This is a genomic window from Gemmatimonadota bacterium (assembly GCA_016720805.1).
Lineage (GTDB): Bacteria > Gemmatimonadota > Gemmatimonadetes > Gemmatimonadales > GWC2-71-9 > Palsa-1233.
Genome location: JADKJZ010000009.1, coordinates 1 through 13,586, shown reverse-complemented (window position 1 = coordinate 13,586; position 13,586 = coordinate 1). Strand labels below are relative to the sequence as shown.

General features: G+C 68.5%; 14 protein-coding genes and 1 pseudogene. 14 read left to right on the top strand and 1 reads right to left on the bottom strand.

The genetic code is table 11. The annotated features are described in order from the left end of the window. Positions 1-2 precede the first annotated feature (2 nt). The 6 genes from secD to IPP98_08530 all read left to right on the top strand — a co-directional run bounded on the left by secD (position 3) and on the right by IPP98_08530 (position 5,239). Positions 3-1,682 carry a protein translocase subunit SecD gene (gene secD / locus IPP98_08555; protein ID MBL0179158.1) on the top strand — a complete coding sequence of 560 codons (1,680 nt, stop codon included), beginning with the start codon at positions 3-5 and terminating at the stop codon, positions 1,680-1,682. A gap of 2 nt (positions 1,683-1,684) precedes the next feature. Then, positions 1,685-2,653, top strand: coding sequence for a protein translocase subunit SecF (gene secF, locus IPP98_08550; protein MBL0179157.1), 969 nt, complete (start codon positions 1,685-1,687; stop codon positions 2,651-2,653). A 5-nt stretch (positions 2,654-2,658) separates the two neighbouring features. After that, the gene (locus IPP98_08545) at positions 2,659-3,438 is read left to right on the top strand and encodes a TatD family hydrolase (protein MBL0179156.1); all 780 of its coding nucleotides are present in this window, start codon (positions 2,659-2,661) and stop codon (positions 3,436-3,438) included. Positions 3,439-3,588: 150 nt separating this feature from the next. Continuing rightward, positions 3,589-3,963 (top strand): RidA family protein, encoded by a 375-nt coding sequence (locus IPP98_08540; protein ID MBL0179155.1) that lies wholly within the window; start codon positions 3,589-3,591, stop codon positions 3,961-3,963. Positions 3,964-3,977: 14 nt separating this feature from the next. After that, entirely contained in the window at positions 3,978-4,427 is a 450-nt protein-coding gene (locus IPP98_08535) for a hypothetical protein (protein ID MBL0179154.1), read from the top strand. Beyond that, entirely contained in the window at positions 4,424-5,239 is an 816-nt protein-coding gene (locus IPP98_08530) for a glutamate racemase (protein MBL0179153.1), read from the top strand. The genes IPP98_08535 and IPP98_08530 overlap by 4 nt, the downstream gene beginning before the upstream one ends. On the opposite strand, the gene IPP98_08525 is transcribed toward IPP98_08530, so the two are convergent. After that, the gene (locus tag IPP98_08525; GenBank protein ID MBL0179152.1) at positions 5,232-5,960 is read right to left on the bottom strand and encodes a metallophosphoesterase; all 729 of its coding nucleotides are present in this window, start codon (positions 5,958-5,960) and stop codon (positions 5,232-5,234) included. The genes IPP98_08530 and IPP98_08525 overlap by 8 nt on opposite strands. A 17-nt stretch (positions 5,961-5,977) precedes the next feature. Here IPP98_08525 and IPP98_08520 point away from each other — a divergent pair, with 17 nt between their 5' ends. The 8 genes and pseudogenes from IPP98_08520 to IPP98_08485 all read left to right on the top strand — a co-directional run bounded on the left by IPP98_08520 (position 5,978) and on the right by IPP98_08485 (position 13,177). Next, positions 5,978-6,424, top strand: coding sequence for an acyl-CoA thioesterase (locus IPP98_08520; protein MBL0179151.1), 447 nt, complete (start codon positions 5,978-5,980; stop codon positions 6,422-6,424). Positions 6,425-6,461: 37 nt separating this feature from the next. Then, on the top strand, positions 6,462-8,453 hold the full coding sequence (locus tag IPP98_08515) for a peptidylprolyl isomerase (protein ID MBL0179150.1): 1,992 nt from the start codon (positions 6,462-6,464) through the stop codon (positions 8,451-8,453). A 43-nt stretch (positions 8,454-8,496) separates the two neighbouring features. Continuing rightward, entirely contained in the window at positions 8,497-9,186 is a 690-nt protein-coding gene (locus tag IPP98_08510; protein MBL0179149.1) for a hypothetical protein, read from the top strand. Continuing rightward, positions 9,164-9,667 carry a hypothetical protein gene (locus IPP98_08505; protein MBL0179148.1) on the top strand — a complete coding sequence of 168 codons (504 nt, stop codon included), beginning with the start codon at positions 9,164-9,166 and terminating at the stop codon, positions 9,665-9,667. The genes IPP98_08510 and IPP98_08505 overlap by 23 nt, the downstream gene beginning before the upstream one ends. 28 nt (positions 9,668-9,695) lie before the next feature. Then, entirely contained in the window at positions 9,696-10,511 is an 816-nt protein-coding gene (gene rfaE2 / locus IPP98_08500) for a D-glycero-beta-D-manno-heptose 1-phosphate adenylyltransferase (protein ID MBL0179147.1), read from the top strand. Next, on the top strand, positions 10,498-11,208 hold the full coding sequence (gene rph, locus IPP98_08495; protein MBL0179146.1) for a ribonuclease PH: 711 nt from the start codon (positions 10,498-10,500) through the stop codon (positions 11,206-11,208). The genes rfaE2 and rph overlap by 14 nt, the downstream gene beginning before the upstream one ends. After that, positions 11,205-11,879, top strand: a complete 675-nt coding sequence (locus IPP98_08490; protein MBL0179145.1) for a non-canonical purine NTP pyrophosphatase — start codon at positions 11,205-11,207, stop codon at positions 11,877-11,879. The genes rph and IPP98_08490 overlap by 4 nt, the downstream gene beginning before the upstream one ends. Positions 11,880-12,263: 384 nt before the next feature. Further along, positions 12,264-13,177 (top strand): annotated as a pseudogene (locus tag IPP98_08485) (5'-nucleotidase). Positions 13,178-13,586: the final 409 nt, after the last annotated feature.

Here is a 13,586-nt window from a genome sequence, read left to right as displayed (position 1 = left end):
CGATGTTCGCAACCATTCGCAATCGCATGATCCTGATCGCCGTGCTCGTCATCGGCTCGATCATCGCCCTCATCCCGCGCACCGTCACCGTGCGCGAGCGCAGCGCCACCGGCGCGATGCAGGACGTGCAGGTCAAGCGCGTCCCGTTGAAGCGCGGCCTGGACCTCCAGGGCGGGATGCACCTTGGCCTCGAGCTCGACCAGTCGACGCAGGTCTCGGCCGATGTCTCCAAGGACATCGACCTGGCGCTGACCGTGCTGCGCAAGCGCATCGACGAGTTCGGCGTGACCGAGCCGGTGATCCAGAAGGTCGGCTCCTCGCGGATCGTCGTCGAGCTCGCCGGCATCAAGGATCCGGAACGGGCCAAGGGCATCGTCCAGCAGAACGCCTTCCTCGAATTCCGCATGACGGACAAGACGGGCGCGCTCGACGCCGCCCTCCCCGCCATGGATCGGGTCCTCGCCCAGCTCGGCGTCAAGCCGGCCGCGGGCGCCCCGGCGGCGGCCAAGGGGATCGACGCGCTGCTCGCCGGCGATTCAGGCACCAAGCTCACGGCCGACAGCGGCGTAAAGGCGGACAGCGGCGCGGCGGCGGCGGCCGACACGGTCAAGGCCGGCGGCCCGATCCTCCAGGCCTTGATCATCTCGGGTGCATCAGCTGGCGCCTCGGCACCGGGGACCTATCTGGTCCCGGAAGCCTCGGTGGCTCGCGTCGACTCGCTGCTCCGCCTCCCCGAGGTGCAGCGCGTCCTCCCGCGTGGCATCGAGCTGAAGTGGGATCAGTCGGCGACTGGCGGGCTCGAACCGATGCGTGCGTTGTACGCGCTGGAGACCAAGCCGATCCTCACCGGCACCTCGCTGGTCAACGCGACGCCGCAGATCGACCCGAGCTCCAACAAGCCGATCGTGGTCTTCGACCTCGACCGCGCGGGTGGGCGGCGCTTCGGCCAGGAGACCAGCCGGCACATCGGCGACTTCATGGCGATCGTCCTCGACGGCAAGGTCCAGGGCGCACCGCCGGTCATCAACAGCCGCATCGACCGTCGCGGCCAGATCGAGCTGTCGGGCCGCACCATCGCGGAGGCGCAGGACCTCGCGCTGACGCTGAAGGCCGGCGCGCTGCCGTTCACGCTGAAGATCGTCGAGGAGCGCACCGTCGGCGCCTCGCTCGGTGAGGACTCGGTCCGGGGCGGCATCGTCGCCGGCCTGGTCGGCACCCTCTTCGTGATCATCATCATGGTGGGCTACTACCGGATGTCCGGAGCGCTCGCCGTGCTGGCGCTGTCGCTCTACATCCTGTTCACGCTGGCCTCGCTCTCGATGATCGACGCCACCCTCACGCTGCCCGGCCTCGCCGGCATCGTGCTCTCGGTCGGCATCGCCGTCGACGCGAACGTGCTGATCTTCGAGCGGATTCGAGAGGAACTGATCGCCGGGCGGACCGTCCGCGTCGCGGTCGAGGAAGGCTTCCGGCACGCGATGCCCGCCATCATCGACTCGAACGTCTCGACCGTCCTGACCGCCGCGTTCCTCTTCCAGTTCGGTACCGGCCCGGTCAAGGGCTTCGCGGTCACGCTGATCATGGGCATCATCGCCTCGATGATCACCGCGATCTTCGTCACCAAGACGTTCTTCCTCGTCTGGCTCGACCGGAAGCCCCACGCCACCACGCTGAGCATCTGACCATGATTCGCTTCTTTGCACACGCCAAGTACGACTTCATCGCGCACCGCCGGCAGGCCTATCTCGTGACTGCCGTGCTGTTCGTGATCGGGCTCGCGGCGCTGCTCGGGCTCGGCATCCACCAGTCGATCGAATTCACCGGCGGCACCCTGGTGCAGTTCAAGACCACGGCGCCGGTCGACGTCGAGAAGCTGCGCGCCGGCCTCGACGCCGCTGGCCTGAAGGGCGCCGAGATCCAGCGCTTCGGGGGCGACAACGAGTACGCCGTCCGCGCCCGGACCGCGGTCGAAGGCTCCAAGACCGACGACACCCAGGCCACCACGAAGGCCGTCAACGCCGCGATCGAGCAGGTCGTCGGCGCCGGTGGCTTCACGCCGGGCAGCGGTGAGGCGGTCTCGCCGAAGGTCGGCGCCGAGCTCAAGACGCAGGCGCTCATGGCGATCATGCTCTCCTTCCTCGGCGTGCTGGCCTACCTGGCCTACCGCTTCGAGTGGCGCTTCGGGTTGGCGGCCGTCCTCGCCACCGCCCACGACATCATCCTCACCATCTGCTTCATCGCGGTGGCCCGGATCGAGCTCTCGCTCGTCGTCGTCGCCGCCGTGCTGTCGATGGTCGGCTACTCGCTGAACGACACGATCATCATCTTCGACCGCGTCCGCGAGAACCTGCACAAGTTCCGGCGCTCGCAGCTGGTCGAGGTGCTCAACCTCTCGATCAACGAGACGCTGCCGCGCTCGATCCTGACCCACGTCACCACGCTGTCGACGCTGCTCGCGCTGACGATCTTCGCCGGCGAGGTCATCCGGCCGTTCGCGCTGGTGATGTTCTTCGGCGTCTTCACCGGCACCTTCTCGTCGATCTGGATCGCGGCGCCGGTCCTGCGCATGATCGAGCAGAAGTGGCCCGGCGTCGACGGCCGCGGCGTCAAGGTCAAGCCCAAGGCAGTCCGCAGCACGGTTCCCCAGGTCTGACCCTGATGCTGGTGGACACCCACTGCCACCTCGCGGACCCGGCCTTCGCGGCCGACCGCGACGCGGTGGTGGAGCGGATGGGCGCCGCCGGCGTCTCCCGTGCCATGGTGATTGAATCCGTGACCGCCCAGCTCGAGGACACCCTCGGCTGGGCGGTTCGGCATCCCGGGTTGGTGGTCGCCACCGGCTGCCACCCCCACGACGCCTCCCACTGGACCCCCGACCTCAGGCGTCGCCTCCAGGCCGCGTGGCAGCACCCCCTGGTCCGCGCCGCCGGCGAGATGGGGCTCGACTACCACTACGACCACGCCCCGCACAGCGTGCAGCAGGACGTCTTCGCCGAACAGCTCGCGCTGGCCACGGCCGCAGGGATGCCCGTCGTCATCCACGCCCGCGAGGCCGATGCCGATGTCGTCGCCATCCTCCGCAACCAGGCCGACGCCACCGTGGTCCTCCACTCCTTCTCCAGCGGCCCCGTCCTGCGGGACGCCGGGCTCGAGGCGGGGTGGTACTTTTCCTTCAGCGGCATGGTGACCTTCAAGTCGTGGGACCAGCAGGACGCCATGCGGGCCGTGGCGGCGGACCGCCTGCTGATCGAGACCGACGCGCCGTACCTGGCGCCCGTGCCACACCGCGGCAAGCGCAACGAGCCGAGCTACGTGCCAGCGGTCGCACACACCCTCGCCGAGGTCCGCGGCACAACGTTTGAAGAGATCGCTGCGGACACCACGGCCAATGCAACGCGGTTGTTCTGGCCCACGAACAGAGTGATCGATGATCGATGATCGATGATCAACCGCCGATGATCGATGATCGATGATCGATGATCGATAAAGCCGCCATCGATCATCGATCATCGACACCTGACTATCGATCATCGACCATCGATCATCGATCATCGTTTCCCTAAGACCAACCTTACCTCGAGCATCCTGATGCAGATTATCGCCACTCCCGACGCCCCCGCCGCCATCGGCCCCTACTCCCAGGCCATCCTCGTCAACGGGATGCTCTACACCGCGGGGCAGATCGCCCTCGACCCCGTGTCGATGGAAATCGTCGCCGGCGGCGTGACCGAGCAGACCGAGCAGGTCTTCAAGAACCTCGGTGCCGTCCTCGCCGCGGCCGGCATGTCGTTCAAGAACGTGGTCAAGACCACCGTCTTCCTCCGCGACATGGCCGAGTTCGCCCCGATGAATGCCGTCTACGCGGCGCACTTTGGCGACCATCGCCCGGCGCGCAGCACCGTCGCCGCCGCCGGCCTCCCGCGCGATGTCCGCGTCGAGATCGAACTCGTGGCGGTCGCCTGATCCAGCGCCTGCTGGTGCGCGCCGGGCACGCCCTGCTCGCGGTGTCGCTGCTGAGTGCGGCGCCGCTCGCCGCGCAGGCGCGTCCCGATTCGCTGCCGATCCGCCCGCGCCCCTCACCGCTCGGCTACTTCGCGCGGTCACTGCTCGTCCCGGGGTGGGGCCAGGCAGCACTCGATCGGAAGTTGAGCGGTGGGTTGTTCGTCGCCTTCGAAGGGGTGGCGGTCGCGATGGCGCTGAAGGCCAATCACGAGATGCGCTACCTCGACCGCACCGGCTCGGAGCGACTGGAGCAGAAGCGCGCCGAGCGCGGCGACTGGCTCTTCCTGATCGCGGTGAACCACCTCTTCGCCGGGATGGAAGCCTACGTCTCGGCCAACCTCTACGACTTCCCCGGCGAGTTGCAGGCGCGCATCCTCCCCGGCGGTCGTCGTGGCCTCGGCGTCACCCTGCCGATCCCGCGATGAACACCGCACCGATCGGCGTCTTCGATTCCGGCATCGGCGGCCTCACCGTCGTGCGCGCCATTCACGCGCTGCTCCCGAACGAATCGACGCTCTACCTCGGCGACACCGCGCGCGTCCCCTACGGATCGAAGTCGCCGGAGACGGTCCGCCGCTATGCGCGCGAGATCCTCACCTGGCTCGAGGAACACCAGGTGAAGGCGGTCGTCGTCGCCTGCAACACCGCCACCGCCCATGCGCTCGATGAACTCCGCGCCGTGGCCACCGTGCCGGTCATCGGTGTGATCGAACCCGGCGCGCGCGCGGCCGCAGCAGCGAGTCGCGGCGGCACCGTGGGCGTCATCGGCACCGCCGGCACCATCCTCTCCGGGGCGTATCGTCGGGCGCTGCATCGCATCCGTCCCGAGCTGGCCGTGGTGGAGCAGGCGTGCCCGCTCTTCGTGCCGTTGGTCGAGGAGGGGTGGTTCGAGCATCCCGCCACTCGGCTGGTCGCCGAGGAGTACCTCGCGCCCCTGCGTGCGGCCGGCGTCGACACCATCGTCCTCGGCTGCACGCACTACCCCATGCTCAGCGGCCTGATCGGCGAGGTGCTCGGCCCCGACGTCGTCCGGATCGACAGTGCGCAGGAGACGGCGCGTGAACTGGCCACCGTGCTGCGTGCGCAGGGGCTCGAGGCGCCGGCCGGCACGCCGGTGCACCATCGCTGGGCCGCGACCGACGACGTGGCGCGCTTTGCGAGGGTGGGATCGATCTTTGTGGGGGAACCGCTCGAGACGATCGAGCTGGCGGCACTGGGGAGCGAGCGGACTAGCTGAAGTGGTGCAGCGTGGCGCCGTCGGCATCGAGGATGCCGTAGGCGTGTCCATCGAGCCACGCGCCCGGATTCAGGTACCAGCGCCCCGGCATCATCTCCACGGCGGCTGCACGATGGGTGTGGCCCATCACCACGGCGCCGAGTCCCGGGTCCGCTGTGAGGAACCCCTCGGCGATCACCCGCTGGCGTCCCATCGCCGCATCGCTGATTTCCGGATGGGCGGCGGCATAGGCCGGGTTGTGCTGCAACCGGTCGGCGGCCCAGAAGGTGAGCGAGGCCGGCAGCGTCGCGACGGCACGGATGATGGTCGGCGAATTGATCAGCCGGTTGAGCACGTTGGCGCGGAAGTGCTCCTGATGCATCCCGTCGCCGTGGACCATCAGGACGCGCTGGCCGGCCACATCGCATTCGAGCCGATGGGCGTCAAAGCGGAGCCCCGCTTCCTGGTCCCAGAAGGTGCTGCCCCAGCGGTCGTGATTGCCGCCGACCATCATCACCGGGAAGCGTCGGGCCAGATGGACCAGGGCGGCGGTGGTGCGGATCGCCTGCCGCGGGATCACTCGGCGCCAGGTGAACCAGAAGTCGAAGAGGTCGCCGGTGACGAGCAACGCGTCACCCAGCGACGGGACGGCGTCGAGGAAGGCGAGCATCGCCTCCTCGTCTCCCACGGGCGCCGCCCCAAGGTGGGCATCCCCGACCACAACCACACGGTGCGCTGTCACGGCGCGAAAGGTGGACGATGCAGCCGACCGTTGCAACCGATGGCGCCGGAATCACCACCATCCGCCGCCGGGTCGATTACTCCGAGACCGACCAGATGGGCGTGGTCTATCACGCCCGGTATCTGGTCTGGTGGGACGTCGCGCGCACCGAGCACCTCCGCCAGACCGGGCTCTCGTACCGCGACCTCGAGACCCTCGGCTTCCGCCTGATGGTCGGTGAGCTCACCATCCGCTACCGCCGCGCGGCGCGCTATGACGACCCGATCCGGGTGCGCACCTGGGTGCGCGAGCGGGCCTCCCGGCGCGTCACCTTCGGCTACGCCGTCGAACACGACGAGACCGGCGAGCTCCTGGCGACCGGCAGCACCGCCATGCTGGTGATGGACGACACCTTCGCCTTCGGCCGCCTCCCTGAGGGCATCGCCGAACGGCTGCAACCCATTCCTGACCCGGTGCGCCTCTGATGCGACTCTCCCCTTCCTCCACGCCGCCGTCGGCCTCGTGCTGCTCGCGGCGCCGCTCACCGCCCAGGACCCCGCGCTGGTCGAGGCGCTCGCCCCGTTGTTGATGGCCGAGGATCGCCGGCAGCTCGACCTCACCGCGATGGCGCGCGCCATCGGCCATCCGGACCCGCTGGTGCGCCGCACCGCGGTGGTGGCGGTTGGCCGCATCGGCGACAAGCGTGGCGCGCCGCTCATCGTCGAGGCGCTCGGCGATCGCGATCAGAACGTCATCGCCGACGCCTTCTTTGCCCTCGGCCTGCTGGCCGACAGCAACAACGCCGCGGCGATCATCGCCCGCATTCGTCAACCCGACTCCCTCGATGCGGCCGCGGCCGGTGAGGCCTCCGCCGCGTTGGCCCGCTCCGGCGGTAGCGCCGCCATCGCGATGCTCACCGAGATCATCGGGGGCCGCACCTCGGTCTCGGCCGCCCGACGCGACCTCCTGCTGCCCGTCGCGCTGCTCGAATCGTGGAAGCTCGGCGCGCAGGCGCCCGTCGCGGCGATGCTCCCGTTCCTGAACGACCAGAACGACGACCTCCGCTGGCGCGCCAGCTACACCATCGCGCGGCTCAAGGCCCCGACGGCCGGTAACGGCCTGCTCCGCTCGGCGCGGGACAAGATGGCGCTGGTTCGCGAGGCCGCGGTCCGTTCCTACACGAAGGCCTACGCCGACAGCGCCGGGCTCCCCGCGGCTGCCGTGCTCGGCGAACTGCGCCGCGCCCTCCAGGACGCCTCGCCCGGCGTCAAGATCAGCGCGCTGCAGGCGCTCGGCTCCTGGCGCGACTCCGCCGAAGTGACCGGCGTCCTCCGCCTCCTCACCGATGCCGACTTCAATGTCCGCGTGCAGGCCACCACCGCGCTCGGCGAGTTGCGCGGCGAAGCGGCGATGGCCGCGCTCGACGGCCTCTTCGACAAGCAGGGCGCCACCTGGGCGATGCGTCGCGTCGCCTTCTCGGCGCTCGCCCGCGCCGACACCGCCCGCTTCGCCAAGCGCGCCGCCGTCTGGCAGGCCTCGCAGGACGTCCGCGAGCGGATGGCCGCCTACGAGGGATGGGGCAGCATCAGCAGCACCGGCAACGCCGTCTTCCAGGCCGGCCTGCAGGATGCCGATGCGCGGGTGCAGGCCGCGGCGCTGGGTGCGTGGCGCAGCGCGCGCCCGCGCAGCGACTCCACCGTCGTCGCCGCGGCCCGCGAGCGTCTCCGGAGTGCCGCGCCCGAGGTGCGTGCCACCGCTGCCGGCGTCCTCGGCGCCAACGCACGCGTCGAAGATCTCGACCTCCTCCTGGCGGCCTGGCGGCTCGGTGCCGCCGACGTCGAACGCGATGCGCAACAGGCTGTGCTTGCCGCCATGTCGGGACTCGCGCGCCGCGTCCCCGATGTCCTGCAGCAACTCGGTGACCCGAGCCGCCGCGACTTCTTCACGCCGCCGGCCGAAATGCTGCTGCGGCGCGACGCGGCGCGCAGCTGGCCGGCGCTTGCCGAACGCTGGGGCCCGGCGCTGCCGGTCGTCACCGGGCGTGGCCTCGAGGACTACCGGGTGATCGTCCGCACGCTGGTGCTCGCCAAGGAGAACCCGCACGTGACGGTGGAGCTCGACGGTCGCGGCACCATCGACCTCGAGCTGCTCGGGCGCGAGGCACCGCTCACGGTCGCCAACTTCCTCCGCCTGGTGGACCGCCGCTGGTTCGACGGCAACCGGTGGCATCGGGTCGTCCCGAACTTCGTCATCCAGGACGGCGATCGGAGCGGCACCGGGAGCGGGGGGCCGGGTTGGGCCATTCGCGACGAGTTCAACCGCCGCCGCTACGACGTCCCGATGGCGGGGATGGCCCTCTCCGGTCCCGAGACCGGGGGGAGCCAGTGGTTCATCAATGTCTCGCCGCAGCCGCACCTGGACGGGCGCTACACCATCTTCGGCCGGGTGGCGGGGAGCTACGCCGCCCTCCTCCGGGTCACCCAGGGCGACGTGATCCGCAGCATCCACCGATGAGGGAGGGTTGAGTCCCTCCCGCTCCGGGGCGAACTTGGGGGCAATGCAACGACTCCGCCTCCTCCCGCTGCTCCTGCTGGCCGCCTGTGGTGGTACCCCCGGCGCCATCGCGCCGTCCGGTCTTGCTGCCCTCTCGGACGCGGAGGCGCGCCGCTGGGCCGCCGAGACGCAGCCCGGGGGCAACCAGGAGATCCGCTTCCGCTTCGTCTTCACCGACAAGCGCTCCGCCGCCGCCAAGGGGCAGGGGAGCGCCTCGGTGGCCGGCGCCGATTCCCTCCGCTTCGACTTCCGCGGCCCCCTCGGCGCTGGCCGCGGCGCGGCGGTCGTCATCGGCGACTCGGCGCAGTGGGTCCAGCCCAAGGATCAGGTCGACAAGCTGGTACCGAGCTACCCGCTCCTCTGGGCCATGCTCGGCAGGGCGCGTCCTCCTGCCGGTGCGGTCGAGCTCCGTGGCCGGCAGGACGAGAAGGTCACCGCTTGGCGCTACATCAGTGGCGCCGATACTGTGGACTATCTGCGCAGTCGCGACGGCCTGCGGTTGATGGCCGAGGTGCGGCAGGCGGGGAAGCGGATCGGGATCGTGACCACCACCTTTGGCCCGGATGGCGTGCTCCTCAAGTCGCGACTGGACGTCCCCAGTGGGCCAGCGCGACTCGATCTGACCTTCACGCGGGTGACGAAGCCGGGGTCGTTTTCGGCGGAGATGTGGGATGCACCGCGCGATTCGCTCTAGCCTCCTCGGGCTGCTCCTCCTCGGCACCGGTTGCGCCTTCGGCTTCGCCGGCGGCGGCCTGCCGGCCGATATCAAGACCGTCGCCGTCCTCCCCTTCGACAACGAAACGTCGGACGCGACGCTGGGTCAGCAGGTGAACCTCGCGGTGCGCGAGGCCGTCGAACGGCGCCTCGGACTCCGCGCGGCCACCGAGGCGAAGGCCGACCTCGTGGTCCGCGGCCGCATCATCAGTTACGAGCCGGACGAGCCCACCTCCTTCGCAGGCAGTGGCACCGGCGGCAGTGTCCAGGTCACTCGGCGGCAGCTCTCCGTCACCATCGCGATCGAAATGGTCGCCAACAAGGACGGGCGCATGATCTTCCAGGAACGCAGCCTCAGCGCGCGGGGCGACTACGAACCGGGCCGCGAGGCCGACGGCCGCAAGAAGGCGCTGGAGTTCCTGGTGAACGCGATCGTCGACAAGGCGCAGTCCCGGTGGTAGCCGGACGTCGGGGTGGCAGCAGCCTGGGGTGTCTGGTCACGCTGCTGGTGATCGGCACGGCGGTCTACGTCGGCATCACCCTCGGCAGGCCGTGGTTCCGCTACGAGCAGTTCCGCGACGAGATGACCTCCGCGGCGCGCTTCAGCACGACGCTCACCGATGCGCAGATCCTCACCCGCCTCCGTGCCGTGGCCGACACCCTGGGCCTCCCGCCCGAGGCACGGAAGATCACCGTGACGCGCCTCGATCCGCCGGGCGGCGTGGTCATCTCGGTCAAGTACACCGAGCGCGTGACGCTGCCGCTGTATGGCGAGAAGGTCTACAAGTTCGCGCCGAAGATCGTCGGGGGCGAACCCTGACCTCGCCTGTCGACACCGCCCCGAAGCTGCGCTCCCAGGGCGACGCCGCACGCTGGCGCCAGGGCACCACGGGGCAGGTGGTCTTCACCAACGGCGTCTTCGACCTCCTCCATGCCGGCCACATTCACGTCCTCGAGTCGGCGCGCGCGTTGGGCGATGCGCTCATCGTCGGCGTGAACACCGATGCCTCAGTGCGCCGGCTCGACAAGGGGAGTGAACGGCCCATCGTCTCCGCCGCCGACCGCGCCCGCGTGCTGGCCGCGCTCGCCTGTGTCGATTGTGTGGTCCTCTTTGACGAGGACACCCCCGCGCAGCTGATCGCCGCCCTGCAGCCCGACGTGCTGGTGAAGGGTGGCGACTACAATCCTGATACCGTTGTTGGTGCGGACACCGTGCGTGCGCGCGGTGGTCGTGTCGTGATCATTCCGTTGTTGCCGGATCGTTCGACTACCCGCCTTGTGGAGCGCCTTCGTGTCACGCCCTGATGGTCGTCAGCCCAACCAGCTTCGTCCCACCGTTCTTGAGCGCCGCGCCAACCCGTACGCCGAGGGCTCCTGCCTGGTGCGGATGGGGGGGACGCTGGTGCATTGCACCGCCTCCGTCGAGACGGGTGTCCCGCCGTTCAAGAAGGGGAGCGGGCAGGGGTGGGTCACGGCCGAGTATTCCATGTTGCCGCGCGCCACGGCGGAGCGGACCTCGCGCGAGCGGAACGGCCCCGGTGGGCGGACGCATGAAATCCAGCGCTTGATTGGCCGGTCGCTGCGCGCGGCGATGGGCACCTTCGCCTTTGGCGAGTACACCATCAAGGTCGACTGCGACGTCCTCACCGCCGATGGTGGCACGCGTTGCGCCTCGATCACCGGCGCGTGCGTGGCGCTGCACGATGCCTGCACCTGGCTGTCGGAGAAGACGGGTCAGCCGTCGCCGTTCGGGCGGTTGGTGGCGGCGGTGTCGGTCGGCACGGTCGATGGCGAGCAGCGGCTCGACCTGGCGTACCTGGAAGATCGTGACGCCGAGGTGGATGCCAATGTGGTGATGCTGGCGCCGCATGACTTTGTCGAGGTGCAGGGGACGGGCGAGCACGGGACCTTTGATCGGGCGGCGCTGGACCGGTTGCTGGACCTGGCGCAGGGCGGCATGAACGAGCTCTTCGCGCTGCAGCGGACGGCGCTCGGCCTGTGACGGTCCTCCTGGTGGCCTCTCGGAACGTGGGGAAGGTGGCCGAGTTCCGGGGGCTGCTGGGGCCGTTGGGGGTGGATGTCAGGTCACCGGATCAGTGCGGGTTGGCGGAGCATCCGGACGAGGACGTGCTGGAGGTGGCGCACACCTTTGCGGAGAACGCGGCGCTCAAGGCCGAGTGGTTTGCGGCGCGGAGCGGGGTGGTGACGTTGGCCGATGACAGCGGGCTGGAGGTCGATGCGCTTGAGGGTGGGCCGGGGGTCTACTCCAAGCGCTTTGCGGGGATGGATGGCCCTGATCATCTGGTGACGGCGGCGAACAACGCGGCGCTGCTGACGGCGCTCAGGGATGTGCCGGACGCGGCGCGGTCGGCGCGGTATCGGTGTGTCCTGGTGCTGCACCGGCCGGCGGGTGCGGAGTGGCCGTGGGCCGAGCCGGCGGAGGGGGCGTCGCTGGTGGTGGCCGGGGTCACCGAGGGGCGGATCCTGCGTGCTCCCGAGGGCGATGGGGGGTTCGGGTACGATCCGCTCTTCTGGAGTGATGACCTGGGGATGAGCTTTGGCCAGGCGACGCGGGAGGCGAAGGGGAAGATCTCGCACCGGGGCAGGGCGGTGCACGAGCTGATCGAGCGGGTGCATCCGCGGCGGGTCAGGGCGGTGAGGGAGCCGCATTAGGGGGTGAGTGCGTGCGGGGTGGGGTAGCGGCGGGGCGCGGGGATCGAGGGTGATCTTTGCGCCTTTTTGCGTGGTCGGGGGCCGATCGGCGATGGCCTCTCCTCGCCCACACCAAACAGGAGCCACTGCAGCCGATGCGTCCGAATTTGCTGGTGTTCAGCGTCTGAACCGGCGTGGCGGGGCAGGGAGGAGGCGCCGCTTCGGGTTTGGCGGATACACTCTGGCGCACTGAGCGAACTGGGGAGGAAACCGCCACCAGCTACCGGTCCTAGCCTGCCGGGGGTACCGTTCGTGAGGGATTGGGTCGCACGGGGGCGGGGTTGGAAAGACGTTTGGCTGACGGACGAGGAGAAAGGTTGTCATTTCCGATCGAGAAAAGCTTGTATCGCGGTTGCCTCAAGTGCTCTCTTCGATCTGGGGGAGTCAGATAAGTGTCTTTTTCGAGAGCAGGGACTTGAAAGTCTACCGTAAGCACCAGCGCGGCAACGAGTCAAATCCGCTTCCCCAGGGGTCGCATTCCGTTGATCCGTCGGTTCCTGAGCTTGAATGGGAAGACTGAAGACGATCAACCGGTCGAAGTTGGTGCTCCTTTCACGCAATGATCCGGATACAGGACTTCGTGTCTTTAAGTCCATTCAGCACCATGGGCTTGCGATCACACGTGCGGCATTCACGAATGGTAGGCCGCCGTTTCGTATCTCGATGCGTTTAACGCGTCGCTATTCTTGTCAGCCAACAACGTCGATGTGCGGAGCGCTGTTATGAGGAGCGCCGGCCGGCCAAGTGTTTCAACTGACTTGGTTGACGACCTGTCGGATCCGGAGCTTAGATTTGCCTTCGACTTCGACGGGATCTGGCTGATGACTCGGCTGAGACCGTGTTTAACCGGTGATGGTTTGAAGGCATTTCTGGACTCTGAAGCCAAGGCGGCCTCGGTGCCGATGCCGGTAGGGCCACTCGGCAAGTTGTTCCGTGAACTTGCGAGTCTGCAAGCCAAGGAACGACAGCGCGTGGTCAAGAACCCTCTCTATCAACCGCGAGTGCGCGTCGCAATTATGACGGCACGAAACGCACCTGCCCATGAGCGCGTCGTTACTACCCTACGTGCCTGGGGGATCGAGGTCGACGAAGTGTTCTTTCTCGGAGGTATCGAGAAGGCTCGCATCCTCCGGAATCTTTCGCCCGCACATCTTTTTCGACGATCAGCTCCGGCATGTGGAAGAGCAAGTCACCTTGTACCATGCGCTCACGTGCCATTCGGCGTGGCCCAGCAGACCCAGCGTAGAAGAAGCGGCTGAGGAGGCTTCGCTGGAGGGCATGGCACGAGCAGGAAGCCCTCTGCTGGGGGAACCGCCTAGCAAGCAATTGCTGCGGTGGGCCTGACGCCTCGGTCCGCGCCGATGGGCTAAATGGTGCACGAGCGCGCTTCGTAGGCGCCACCACAGGATCTCTCGATGGTTGATGGTCAGCTGCGTTTGCTCACTAGGGAGGATTTGATGGCTTTCCGCAGGGCGCGATCCCTTGTTTCGTCCTGGCTTGCTCCGCTACGGTGCACCTGGTCAGCGCTCAAGTCCAAGGTCTGTCCGCCAGAGATTCAGCGGAGGCCGTGGCATACATCAAGCGCGAGGCAAGGGACAACTTCACCAAATGGTCGCGCGTCCTCCTGTATTGCAACGAGGCTGGGGCAGACAAGAGTCTCGCCAAGAA

What these genes read in the sequence shown, in the direction of transcription:
- IPP98_08505 (MBL0179148.1), top strand. Translation starts at nt 9,164, where the DNA reads ATGCACCGCGCGATTCGCTCTAGCCTCCTCGGGCTGCTCCTCCTCGGC.
- IPP98_08510 (MBL0179149.1), top strand. Translation starts at nt 8,497, where the DNA reads ATGCAACGACTCCGCCTCCTCCCGCTGCTCCTGCTGGCCGCCTGTGGT.
- IPP98_08530 (MBL0179153.1), top strand. Translation starts at nt 4,424, where the DNA reads ATGAACACCGCACCGATCGGCGTCTTCGATTCCGGCATCGGCGGCCTC.
- secD (MBL0179158.1), top strand. Translation starts at nt 3, where the DNA reads ATGTTCGCAACCATTCGCAATCGCATGATCCTGATCGCCGTGCTCGTC.
- IPP98_08545 (MBL0179156.1), top strand. Translation starts at nt 2,659, where the DNA reads ATGCTGGTGGACACCCACTGCCACCTCGCGGACCCGGCCTTCGCGGCC.
- secF (MBL0179157.1), top strand. Translation starts at nt 1,685, where the DNA reads ATGATTCGCTTCTTTGCACACGCCAAGTACGACTTCATCGCGCACCGC.
- IPP98_08520 (MBL0179151.1), top strand. Translation starts at nt 5,978, where the DNA reads ATGCAGCCGACCGTTGCAACCGATGGCGCCGGAATCACCACCATCCGC.
- IPP98_08540 (MBL0179155.1), top strand. Translation starts at nt 3,589, where the DNA reads ATGCAGATTATCGCCACTCCCGACGCCCCCGCCGCCATCGGCCCCTAC.